Origin of the sequence: Paenibacillus sp. UMB4589-SE434, from assembly GCF_030226685.1 — a bacterium.
Taxonomy (GTDB): domain Bacteria; phylum Bacillota; class Bacilli; order Paenibacillales; family Paenibacillaceae; genus Paenibacillus_B.
Window position 1 is genome coordinate 89,950 of the sequence record NZ_JASOYK010000010.1, and the last position, 11,686, is coordinate 101,635.

Below are 11,686 nucleotides of genomic sequence, written 5' to 3' on the forward strand. Positions count from 1 at the left end.
TGTTAAGAAGTTTGTTGCTTAGCCAATCTGATCAACAACTCAACTTGCGTGCTTATTTCAAGGTGAGCTTGATCTGAACGCCAATGTCGCCAGCAAATACAATGGAGCCTTTTGCCGGCAGTTCGATCTCTGTTGTCTTGCTTTGTCCTAAAACGTATCTGACAGACTTTCCATTCTCGTCAAATACGGTAAAGGAGCTGTGTGCTGGCAAAGTGACGGTCAGCTTCTTACTTGTTGCTGCTTCTGGAATGGAAAACCATCTAGCGTAGCCATTAGGTTGTATCGTAACGGTTGACTGCTTACCCAAGTATAACGGCTTAATTGCATCTTCAGATACAGCCAGCATGCCTGCGGAATCCAAATACTCGATACCATCCTTGGTAATAAAGTTGTATTCCATCGTATCCCGGCTGCCTAATCCTGGAATGTTTAATGGATTACTGGCCGAAACAGCACTTGTAATCATCTTATCATCCACATACCCTGGAAGTCCGGCAACTTTATTTATCTTCACCCCGTCGGCAAGGAGATAAACGATCGAAGTGTATTTCTCACTCAAATGGTAATATTTCTTCCCTTCGCGTACTTTCCAAGCAGCGGCTATTTCTGTGGAAATGTCATTAGCAGCAAGCTTCTCCGCGGAAAGTTGCGATAAGGCAATCTGCCCGAGATTAGGAAGTTCTTGGTACATTTGCGACCAAATATAGGTTCTTCCGTTTTCCTTCGTCACGAAGCTCACTTTTGTGTGACCATCTTCTGTGATAAAAGCTCCGTCAGCTGTGTATACGAATTTCTGATCAGGCAATTCCGGTGTAGTGACAGCGGATAGGATCATCTCCCCGTTCTCTTTCATCGCCACTTTCATTACTTGACCGGTAGAACCGTAATAACCTGCATGTTTTAGTACATCTGCTGGTATCGCTGCTTTGATAGGCTTACCAAAAGATTTGGCAGGCTGTAACTCTTTAATCGTACCTTTTGCCTTTAACGTCTGGAGCAGCATTTCGTTGGCCAATAATGTATTTATCATGCTGGAACCACTTGAAGATAGTACAGCAGCGGCCATGTTATGCTCAGGGAGGACAACAAGAGAAGCGTGGTACAACATAGTGTCGCCGCCTTTGTTAACGGCTTTAATGCCATAATTGCTAAACGGGTAGAGCTTCACGCTGTCCCAGCCTAATCCATAGTTAATGATGCTGTCCTTATCATCGGGCCATAGTCCTTTTTTGTACTCTTCCTGCTGCATGGCCTTAGCTGATTGGTCAGATAAGATGCCCTTTCCTTGTCCGGTAAATAATTGAGAGAAGCGGGCGAGGTCCTCTGCAGTGGAATAAATTCCGCCAGTGCCAAGCACGTTAACTGATTCAACTGGCAATTGACCTTTGTGAGCGGGATGATACAAGGCTGCAAACTTGGCAGCATCCACCTTATCTATCGGTGTATTGGTATGTTTCATTCCAAGAGGGGATGTCACATGTTTGTGCAAATAAGTTGTGAAGTCTAGGCCGCTGACTTTTTCAACAAGAATTTCGGATAACGTAAATCCATCATTGCAGTACACGGAGTATGCGCCAGGATCGGCTTTTAACGATTGTTCTTGCAAATTTTCTAAAAGTGTATCATGAGCATGAGTGTCATTGTCTCCTAATAAGAAGGCATTGGGAAATGTGGAGCCACGCAGACCGGAGGAATGATTCAGCAGCATACGTGGTGTAATTTTTTTGTAACGCTCATCCTTCATTTTGAATTCTGGGATGTATTGCACCAAGGGCTTGTCGAGATCTATTTTACCTTCTTCAACTAACTTCATAACGGCTACCGTGGCGAACATTTTGCTCGTTGAGCCTATGCCGTACATCGTTTCATTGGTCAGCGGTATTTTCTTGCCCTCGTCATTGAGACCTGTTTGACCGGATACCACAATATTGCCGTTATCGATGAGTGCGTACTGTACGCTTACCGTGCCCATTGCTTTCACTAGCAACTCTGCTTTTTCAGCAGCTAGCTGTTGAATGCTTTGATAGTTCACTGTCGTAGCAGCAGATTCCGCCATGACTCCTGCGGGGAGCAGCATGGTGAATGTAAGTACGACTGCCAATATCCATGATAGTCTTCTTTTCATTTATATACCTCCTTTTGATAGATACATAAGTTAATACGAATGAGGTTTCTAATCAGTTCATTCATAACCCAAAATTGACCATTACAATAATGTAAGGTTGGACATTACAAGATTCGACAGTAATTGCCGAATATACATGATAGCACCCATTAAATCTATTAATTCAGCGGCAATTCTAGTTCAAACATCAAGTGCCCAAAACTTTACCGCCCACTTCTGCATCTTAAAGGGGAAGTTATTTATCATGAGGAGGAACTGGATATGAAAAATTTCAAGTGGATGCTTGCTGTATTAGTGATGGCTGGTATGTGCACGATATCTTCCCGTGAGGTTGCCGCTGCTAATGAAACACCCGTTAAGAAACAAGAGCAGAAAAGGGTAGAGAAGAAAATGGCGGAGTTGAACCCGAAGCTGGCAGAGATGGCGAAGAAAAGCATACGTAAAATAGCAGGTAAAGAAATTGAATTAGAAAGTGTGGTCATCTTTGATCACACGATCTTTATTTATCCGAAGGCTGGCAGAGACAGAGGGCAAGTAGTCATAGATCAGAAGTCGGGTAAGCTCTCTAGCGTCTCTATTCATCTGACACCAGAAGAAGTAAAACCCGAGATGAAACAGCAGCTGCTGAAGGGATTACAAGCTGTCAATTCACAGCAGAAATATACCATAGAACGTATATCACGAACGATCTCTTACATAGGAGACAGCTCGTTAAATGGTGTCATATTTACCTATGTGGAAGGCAGGAACTTTTCGGCAAGATTTCAAGATGAAAAGTTGGCAGAGGTAAATGTCACTTATGCGTTGTCATCAGTAAATCCTAAAGTTCGTCAACAAGCAGAGCGTACGATAAAAGACACAACTGGACGTACTATTAAAGTAGATAAAGTACAACGCATAAAGGGAGTGAAGAAGGACGTCTGGTTATTGGATAGTCCTTACACATTACAAGGGTCGTTGTCGATTACAATAGGTGTCCAAACAGGTAAGGTCTGGTCTATCTTCAATTCATACAATCGAAGCTCAGGTGACGCGGAGGCAAATCAGAAATTTAAGTCTGCATTAAAGGAAAAAGAAGCAATCCAGTATGTGGAGGCATTTGCGCAGAAAGGGTTCGGAATGGATTTGAAAGGTTACACGGCTAAGCGAGATACCAATATCCCTGGATTGTTCGTTTATACCAAAAGAGGAGCACCTACCTTATGGTCAATGGTAAATATAGATAAAAAGATAGTTTCTATGGATATTATAACGGAGGATGGAATTCAAAAATAAATCTAAAGTCCTAAAACTATTTGCGTCTTCCAAGCATCATACGAGTGACTAAAGGGGGAGACACAGATGGAACAGAAGACGCTGATCACCCGTGCCATGAAGGGGGACCACGACTGCTTTGCGATTGCGGTGGAGCAGGTTCAGGATCGCTCCTATCGTATTGCATACAGTTACTTGCATGACGAGGCAGCAAGTATGGATGCAGTGTGTGATGCGGTAGAGAAAGCGTTTATCCATATTGGCAAGCTGCGTGAGCCGGAGAAGTTTGCGACCTGGTTTACACAGATCGTCATTAACCAATGCAAGATGCAGCTGCGCAAAAGGCAGCCTATTATATATACCGATGACGACGACAGTCTAGGCTTTGCGGAGGTTCCGCCGAGCGATGATCTCATGGATTTGCACGCCCTAATGGACCAACTGCCGCCGATGACACGTACTTTAATCCAATTAAAGTACGTACAAGGATACACGTTAGATGAGATCGCGGAGATGACCGAACTGCCGCCTGGGACAGTAAGAACTAAAATTTACAAGGCTGTTAAGCAAATTAAGCTTGCGATGTGCCCGGAGGAAAAGGAGGCGTACTTACGATGAGAGATGAAGAACTTGAACTGGAGTTGGAACTGGAACTGGAACGATTTTTCAAGAGTCTCCCAGAGATCCCTGTGCCTGAACTTCTGACGCAACGAGTGAAGCAGCGGATGGATACGGTCGTTCGTAAACGGCGGCGTGTAACTTGGACCAAACGATCGCTGGGAACGGCAGCGGCAGGCGTATTGCTATTTTCAGGTTCCGTTATGCTGGTACCGTCCTTCGCCGTATATGCCAAGCAAATTCCGGGGGTAGAGGCTGCCGTTAGATGGCTGCAAAGCGCGGGCGAGTATATGGGGGTTAACCATGCAAAACTGCACGGATATTATCCAGTAACACCGTATGTTACCACATGGGGTGAACGCGAGGTAAGTATCGATCATTTATATCTGGAAGATGACTATATTCATTTGACAGTGACGATGAAGGGGAAAGACATTGAAGATGCATTCCGCAACAATCGAATTGTAAATGCTGAAGTGGAGTATTCCGCCACGGCACCAGAATTGTCCGAGCACAGTGTGGCCAGCAGCTCGGATTCTAGTATCGGATATCCTGTGGAGAGCCGAGAAGAGAGTCAGAAGCGGTATCAGAGACAGATGGAAGATATCTATGTTACGAAGATCGCCTATCACCTGGATCCCGCCTATGTGGAGGAGTTACGCTCCAGTAAGCAGCCACGCTTTATTACGATAAAGCTGGAGAAAATAAAGCGTAATAAGGAATTTAAGATTACGCACAAGGAAAGCAAGGTAATTCAAGTTCCTTTGGGAGCGGAGAATTTTAAACCTGCAAGAATCGTCAAGTTGGATCAGGACTGGAATATAGCGGATAAAGCGTTTCAACAAGTATACTTGGACAATATCAGAATCTATCCGACAAGGATGCTGTTGGATGTAGGTACCCGCATCGATGGTGGTGGTAGATTTGAATTAAATTCACCGAACAACTGGGAGGATATTCAAGACAATATCCAGCTTACTGACGAGACAGGAAAAGTGTACCCTATTTTATCCGCAGGAATTAATAGTAGCATGCTGAACGGTGTTACTCGTAGTACGTGGGATTTTATTCCATCTATTTATTTTGACGGTAAACCAAAGACGATGACGCTGCATGTGAAGAAAATATGGATGTCACAGTATAAGATCGCTGACCAATTTACAATCCGTATGGATGATCAGTATCCGAAAAAAATTCACTATCGAGGTAAGGAAGTTGTAATAGCAGGTGTATCTTATTCGAATGGTTATTTGCGATTGCGTGTGGAACCAGATGAGAACGGCTACAATCCATTAGAATGCACGTTTCTTACGTATGAGCCCTATTACTTAAAGCTGCAGGAGCTTGATGGGGAGGAGAAATGGAAACAGCGAGGACTGGAGATTTTCACACCTGAGACGGAAGCGATCCCAATGACGGGTAAACAGCTGGATGAGAAGTACACTTCTCTGAGCAGAGCAGGCGCCATTAGCTGGAGTCCTGAGTTCGGCTACTATTCGAAAAATTTTGATGTTTGGGAGCTTTCAGGCAAGAAGATGCCTGTATACGACATGATGATTATGGCTCCTGAGCAGCAGGAATATCGGATAACCGCACGTCGTTATCATGAGCCTGTCGTCGTTAATCAGAAGCTTAAGTTTACCGTTCCAGGAGTTGGCTCAGCAGATGACCGCGTAGGGACGGTGCTGCAGCCCGCCTATATGAAGACGGTATCCGATCTAGAAGATGATATTGCTGATAAGGCGTCACGGTTAATACGCAAGGTTGCAGGTCGGAAAGTAGAGCTGAATGGCGTTGAGGAGTATAAAGGCACATCCTATCACGATATTACGGTCTACAGCAAAGACAATAAAAGTTATGTGAAGCTGGACGAGAAGCAGGGAACGGCTGACGTCCATGTGGAAACGAGCTATCCAGATTTGGACCCGGCGAGCAAGCGGATTATTGAAGCGGAAACGGGTCTTAGTGAGCAAGAACTGGCGCTGCAAGCACAAAAGATAACGAGGAAAATGACGAAGGGCTCACAGGATGTCGTCACATTGCTGGAAAGCAAAGGAATGCGTATTGTTCAAATGAAAGGTGATCAAATTACCAGCCTTTATTATGAAGTGCCTGAGGATAAAGTGAACCAGAAAGCCGTGCAGGCTGCTGAGCGGGCGGTACACCATATGCTCGGCAAATACGTGAAGTTTGAGGTTGTCCGTCGTTCAATGGATATGTATGATAATGGAATGAGAGATGTCTACAGGTTAGAGAATAAGGAGCGAAATGTTGATGTCAGTGTGGACTACCATACAGGGCAAATATTAGACATTTCACTGAGTGACCTGTATGAGACGCAGACCGACGATACGGAGAAGATGTTCCGCCAGTTTACGGACGATCAAGTCATAGAAGCAGCTTCTTCAGATGTGATGAAGGTATTCGGCATTCGTCTGGCTGGGTATCAAGTATGTCGGGATGAAGGAAGCAGCTACTATACGTTCACGAAACCAGGCCATCCTACGATAGAAGGCTACATGAACAGACATCAAAAGTTCAGCGACTATTTCCTGAAGCCATTTAACGATACCCATAATTAACACAGACAGATAACACAGAGCTAATCTGATATGCTTTTGACGAGAAACCAACTGGGCAGTTCATGTCTGGTTGGTTTTTTTGATGCACATTTGTAAGATAATAAACAGAATGATGAAAGGCAGGATACAGATTATCCCTTATGGCTGCTGCCTGATGGGTGAAGACTTGCAATTACACTGCAGTCAGCATATTGTCAAATATAAAATGCCTAAGCAAATACGGACAGTAAATTCCTCGTTAATCATCGTATTAGCAAGCAAAAATGATGGGCGGCATATGGTCGAATGTCCCGTTGCATGAACATCCGGTTACGCATAATCTGTTACGGTTATAGATCAGATGAGAGGATGAGTGCATGTGAAAGCTCAGAATAGAAAAGCGGGCCAATTACCGGCTAAGTTAGAAAAGTTAAAATCGAGGCAAAGTAAGAAAATCGGTATTCGTCAGGACCGTTTCCAACATCGGATGAGTGGTCGTACTTCTATTACGCTAGGACATCGTCATAACTTTCTAAATTTCACAGATCGCTTTATTCCAGGTAGGGGCACTCACCGCCATACCTTTAACGGCATTACCCGTATTGCCGACGGCCATCGCCATTCCTACGCAGGGATAACGGGGCGAGCAATCAACGGTCAGGGACCGCGTCATTTTCATCGATTCCGGCAAGTGACACGGATTGCGGATGGACACACCCACGTCATCTCAGGACGAACCAGCATACCTATTCGAGTAAGTGGATCTTCACGACATGTTCATAAAATTATTGTGCAAAAGATTAAAAAACATAAGTGTTGCTGCAACCGTAAGTGATGGGATTGTGTTAAAAATTTAATTTAAGCCGGAGAGATGACCAACGTTGGAATGCAGTCATCTCTGCGGCGATGTTCGACATATAACGAACCAAGCGGAGGCTTAAATGCTTATAAATGTAAGCATCTAAGCCTCCGCTTGGTTCTATGCTTGAGGACTATCGATTACCCTGCTTGTCAGGACCAAGCTTCCAGCCAATCATCCCATGTTCGTGCTCGCAGCGGACAAAACCCAACTTCTCCAGCACACGAATCGAAGCACTATTTGTATCGAAGCAATCTGCTTCAATCACCCCAACCTTGAGGCTGTCCCAGGCAAAGCTCACCAGTTCACGTACAGCTTCAGTAGCGTAACCACGGCCTTGATAATTCGGCAGAAGCCCATAGCCGATCTCCACAGCCCGCTTCTCATTCGGCACTCCCTTGAAACCAATGTCACCGACGACGTTCATCTTATCCTTCGCTATGACAAACCATATCCCCCAGCCCAGCAGGTCAGGATCGGCATCAAGCGCAGCCATATAATGAGCAAAGTGAGAGCCGAACGGATATTTCAGAAGAGACACGGTTGCGTTCCAAGGAGCAGGAAGTTCAATCTCGCCATCCTGAACTTGCGATCTCACGCATGGTACCAGAATTAACCGAGCAGTGTGCAAATACAGATGTGTTGCAGGCATTCAGGTAACCCTCCTTCGGCAAACTCCGTTGTCGGTTTCCTAATTATACCTTGATCGTGCCACACCTTAGCGTATGGTTCAACCCTTATTTTCAATTATCTTATTGATATGCTTGAAGAACAATATTTTATTAATATTTGCTGGCCTGAAGTGTCAAGGTGACGGACCTGTAATTACGGCAAGTGTTTCTAATTCTAGCCACATCTGCTCATGAACAGCCGTCATGTCTGCTTTTTGCGGTGCCGCTGCCATATACAGCTCATGCAGCACACCATCGTTATGGAGCCAGTCTCCCGGCTCAATGGGGGCATAACGATTATCCTGCCATACTGCTTCCAGTTTTGGACTGTAGGCAAGACATGCATCAGACTGCGGGTGCTCCTTGACGGACTTTTGAGTTGTAAATCGGTGTGGCCAGTAGTCAGCCCGTGATCCAGTATGGGGAACAGCGCGCATGAAGCGAGTTGCGCCTTCGTAAACATCCGGCATGTCAAATAACAAGCTGTACAATTGCTTGCCAAAAGCAATTCGTTCATGAAGACTATCAAAACGCTCTAATGTCAATCCAACCACTGACAAGGGAGCTTCTATGCTCGGAACACCGATTGGGAATATGACTTGGTTCATTTGCAACCATCCATGTGCGTGGGATTCAATCCGCTGGATGGCGTTTTTCTGATAATCGGGGTGCTGAACAACACGACCTTCTATAAAATGCTGCTCATTAATGATCAAGGCAATAGTTAAAAGCGGGCTATTCGGTTGAATCCAAAACGATTCCCAGAACGGTGTCATAAAGGAAGAGACACCAAACTCCGGCAGCAAGTGAAACAAGCTTTTTCCTTGCCGTCGACTCATCGTATACAGCAACAGCTGCGGATAGGCATCCCTGAATATGAGCGCATTGCAGCGTTCCAGTACCCGATAGCTCCAATGCCGATATTCGCCATCCATAATGGAAGGGAGCCATTCCCCTTGCAAGTCCGTCATATTCCAGCCGCCATTACGTGATACCATATGCGCCAACAATGCCCAATGCAATTCTGGATATGATTGGTATATGCGAGCATAAGCAGTTGTACGAGTGATATTGTTCCGATTTGCGTTGCGTACACTTCTGTTAATATAGTGGATGATTTCACGCTCTTCGCGACTGAATGCTGTCGACTTCATCCTACACATACGCAGTTCTCCTGCTCGTTGTTTGTCCAGCTCGGTCACAAGCCATCGGACTCTTTCTTCTACACGTTGAGCCTGCGTCCGATTCCATTCCAGTATGTTTGGGCTTGTATGAATCCAAATGGAGTTTAATTCTCCAACTCGACGTCTTAACGCCTCGTACGCTGTAGCTGTCAGCTGCCGCATTAATCTAATGAGCGACTTCCATTGCTTAGGTTTTGAGGTGCCCATGGAACAGCTCCTTTCTAATCCGCTTCCCTTAAAATATTAAATTTTTATTATTATGCCCATTAAATGGGGATAACTTCCATAGATGGTTTGACAACGATTCATCATTTGATTTATGTTAGATTGAACATAGTAAGGAGGTGATTATCCATGGAAAAGTTACAATCGGTTGAGCGCTTTTCAGCGCTAATTGCAGAGCAACATCCGACGATTGCCGTATTTAAGACCAGCTGGTGTTCGGATTGTCACTTTATCGATCCATTTATGCCAGAAGTAGAACAAAAGTATAACCAAGTTACATTCGTTGAAGTAGATGCTGAGGCATTTGAAGAGATTGCCCAGAAGTATAACATCATGGGAATTCCAAGCTTTGTGGCTTTTAAGGGTGGTAAAGAAACGATTCGTTTTGTAAACAAGCTTCGCAAGACACAACCGGAGATTGAACAATTCGTAGAACGTGCTGTAGCTGTATCTGAAGCCGTATAATGCACAATCGGAATTGAAGGCAAACTCTTAATGCTGTGTCACGGCGTTAAGAGTTTGTTTTTTGTCAATCCAAAATTGTGAAAGTTATGGTATTATATTTGTCACAATTTTCCCCTACACGATTGTCCATTTTTCGGTATAATGATAGCAATTGGAACAGATTTCTATTTATAGCGGTTCCAAACTGAATAACGGGTCAGGTGAAACGAGTGAAGGCTAACCAGTTCATCCCTCTCAAGAGACTCGCCTACATGACATGTATTGGCATGTTTATCGTCGTACTGAACGGGGCTTTAGTGACGAAGACGGGCTCAGGAATGGGCTGCGGGACCGATTGGCCGCTGTGCAACGGCAAATTTGTGCCCGCTTACACGATAGAATCGATGATTGAATATTCCCACCGTTTTATAACTGGAATTGTAGGTCTACTGGTGTTGTTGACGTTTATTCTTACACTGAGACAGGCAAAGGACAAGCGTGATGCCGTGTTGTATTCTTCGTCAACGCTGTTGTTCACCATCGTACAAGCCATTATGGGAGCGCTTGCGGTTGTGTTTACACAAAATCCTCCAGTAATGGCGCTGCATTTTGGTTTCTCGCTTCTGGCATTTGCCTCTTCGTTTCTAATGTGCATGGCGATGAGGAAGTATGCACAGGGGCAAGTGACGCACAGAAATCAAGCTGCTCGTCCGGTTCAGGAAGTATTCCGGTACGGCGTATGGTTCACGCTGCTATATACCTATATTGTTATTTATGTAGGTGCATTTGTCCGACATACAGATTCATCAGGCGGCTGCATGGGCTGGCCGCTGTGCAATGGCGAGCTTATACCAGAGCTGACCGGCGGCACGCTCATTGCTTTTATGCATCGAATTGCAGCTGCGTTGTTGTTTGTTGTAGTCGCGATCATGGCACATTTTGCGTATCATCACCATAAGGATAATCGGGAGATACAACAGTTGGGCATTTGGTCAATGATATTATGCGCTGGGCAGATCGTTAGCGGTGCGCTAGTTGTATTCACAATTACGGATATGAATACGCTATTATTTACGAGCCTGCTTCATACGGTCCTTATCTGCGGCTTGTTCAGCGTTCTTTGTTATATGAGTATACGAGTGTGGCAGCTAAGGGAGCTTCCACAAGCGGAATCTTCATCGGAGAGCATGTCTACAGAAGGATAGGCAGCGTTTACTGAGGGTAGAAGTTCGAGTTGTCGGCATGCTGGAGCGATTGGAACTTCAATACATACAGATACACATACACAAAAGCAGACCACAGCGCGTACCACGATTTGTGTACGTCACTCGGTCTGCTTTTGTCTGGTTACAAATATAAGGCTGCTATGAATTACAACTCTAAACATCGATTTGTACTCCTTATGCGCCCTTAGGTGTGAAATGGACTTCATCGTCTGCGTTAGCACCCAAGAAGACGACTGCTGCTGCGGCTTTAGCTGCTGCTAGCCAGCGTAGATTCCATTGTGAGTGCTGCTGTTGGCTGGAAGCTGCTGCCTTCCGTTTGTTCATGCTGCGTGTTGTGTTCATCATTGTAAGTTCCTCCTCGGTTATGTTTGTCGGTAAGTTGCTGCTTGATGTCTTTATTGTACCGAACGATAACATGACGAGCCATGCATGGGACTTACGCCTGTCTTACAATGTCGTCATGTGACGAAAGAGAAGATACGGATAGATGTTCCTAATTCTAAACTTGGGATTAGATTA

At 44.9% G+C, this 11,686-nt stretch carries 10 protein-coding genes; 6 read left to right on the plus strand and 4 right to left on the minus strand.

Going from position 1 to position 11,686, the window contains the following annotated elements; genetic code table 11:
• Positions 1-52: 52 nt before the first annotated feature.
• Positions 53-2,125, minus strand: coding sequence for a serine hydrolase domain-containing protein (locus tag QP775_RS23865; protein WP_285109190.1), 2,073 nt, complete (start codon positions 2,123-2,125; stop codon positions 53-55).
• A gap of 261 nt (positions 2,126-2,386) precedes the next feature.
• Between QP775_RS23865 and QP775_RS23870 the strand changes: the two genes are divergently transcribed.
• The 4 genes from QP775_RS23870 (at position 2,387) to QP775_RS23885 (ending at position 7,393) form a co-directional block, all read left to right on the plus strand.
• Positions 2,387-3,400, plus strand: coding sequence for a hypothetical protein (locus tag QP775_RS23870; RefSeq protein ID WP_285109191.1), 1,014 nt, complete (start codon positions 2,387-2,389; stop codon positions 3,398-3,400).
• Positions 3,401-3,466: 66 nt separating this feature from the next.
• On the plus strand, positions 3,467-3,997 hold the full coding sequence (locus tag QP775_RS23875) for an RNA polymerase sigma factor (RefSeq protein WP_285109192.1): 531 nt from the start codon (positions 3,467-3,469) through the stop codon (positions 3,995-3,997).
• On the plus strand, positions 3,994-6,579 hold the full coding sequence (locus QP775_RS23880) for a DUF4179 domain-containing protein (RefSeq protein ID WP_285109193.1): 2,586 nt from the start codon (positions 3,994-3,996) through the stop codon (positions 6,577-6,579). The genes QP775_RS23875 and QP775_RS23880 overlap by 4 nt, the downstream gene beginning before the upstream one ends.
• Positions 6,580-6,937: 358 nt before the next feature.
• Entirely contained in the window at positions 6,938-7,393 is a 456-nt protein-coding gene (locus QP775_RS23885; protein ID WP_285109194.1) for a YmaF family protein, read from the plus strand.
• Positions 7,394-7,550: 157 nt separating this feature from the next.
• On the opposite strand, the gene QP775_RS23890 is transcribed toward QP775_RS23885, so the two are convergent.
• Positions 7,551-8,069, minus strand: a complete 519-nt coding sequence (locus QP775_RS23890; protein ID WP_285109195.1) for a GNAT family N-acetyltransferase — start codon at positions 8,067-8,069, stop codon at positions 7,551-7,553.
• A 153-nt stretch (positions 8,070-8,222) separates the two neighbouring features.
• Positions 8,223-9,479, minus strand: a complete 1,257-nt coding sequence (locus tag QP775_RS23895) for a DUF2515 family protein (protein WP_285109196.1) — start codon at positions 9,477-9,479, stop codon at positions 8,223-8,225.
• Positions 9,480-9,626: 147 nt separating this feature from the next.
• Here QP775_RS23895 and QP775_RS23900 point away from each other — a divergent pair, with 147 nt between their 5' ends.
• Together QP775_RS23900 and QP775_RS23905 are read left to right on the plus strand one after the other, a co-directional pair.
• Complete coding sequence (locus tag QP775_RS23900; protein WP_285109197.1) at positions 9,627-9,962, plus strand: thioredoxin family protein; 336 nt, start codon at positions 9,627-9,629, stop codon at positions 9,960-9,962.
• A 251-nt stretch (positions 9,963-10,213) separates the two neighbouring features.
• A complete protein-coding gene (locus QP775_RS23905) occupies positions 10,214-11,146 on the plus strand; it encodes a COX15/CtaA family protein (RefSeq protein ID WP_483312044.1) in 933 nt (310 codons plus the stop codon).
• Between the two features lie 195 nt (positions 11,147-11,341).
• On the opposite strand, the gene QP775_RS23910 is transcribed toward QP775_RS23905, so the two are convergent.
• Positions 11,342-11,512, minus strand: coding sequence for a hypothetical protein (locus QP775_RS23910; protein WP_285109198.1), 171 nt, complete (start codon positions 11,510-11,512; stop codon positions 11,342-11,344).
• Positions 11,513-11,686: the final 174 nt, after the last annotated feature.

What these genes read in the sequence shown, in the direction of transcription:
- QP775_RS23875 (WP_285109192.1), top strand. Translation starts at nt 3,467, where the DNA reads ATGGAACAGAAGACGCTGATCACCCGTGCCATGAAGGGGGACCACGAC.
- QP775_RS23870 (WP_285109191.1), top strand. Translation starts at nt 2,387, where the DNA reads ATGAAAAATTTCAAGTGGATGCTTGCTGTATTAGTGATGGCTGGTATG.
- QP775_RS23880 (WP_285109193.1), top strand. Translation starts at nt 3,994, where the DNA reads ATGAGAGATGAAGAACTTGAACTGGAGTTGGAACTGGAACTGGAACGA.
- QP775_RS23900 (WP_285109197.1), top strand. Translation starts at nt 9,627, where the DNA reads ATGGAAAAGTTACAATCGGTTGAGCGCTTTTCAGCGCTAATTGCAGAG.
- QP775_RS23905 (WP_483312044.1), top strand. Translation starts at nt 10,214, where the DNA reads ATGACATGTATTGGCATGTTTATCGTCGTACTGAACGGGGCTTTAGTG.
- QP775_RS23865 (WP_285109190.1), bottom strand. Translation starts at nt 2,125, where the DNA reads ATGAAAAGAAGACTATCATGGATATTGGCAGTCGTACTTACATTCACC.
- QP775_RS23895 (WP_285109196.1), bottom strand. Translation starts at nt 9,479, where the DNA reads ATGGGCACCTCAAAACCTAAGCAATGGAAGTCGCTCATTAGATTAATG.
- QP775_RS23910 (WP_285109198.1), bottom strand. Translation starts at nt 11,512, where the DNA reads ATGATGAACACAACACGCAGCATGAACAAACGGAAGGCAGCAGCTTCC.
- QP775_RS23890 (WP_285109195.1), bottom strand. Translation starts at nt 8,069, where the DNA reads ATGCCTGCAACACATCTGTATTTGCACACTGCTCGGTTAATTCTGGTA.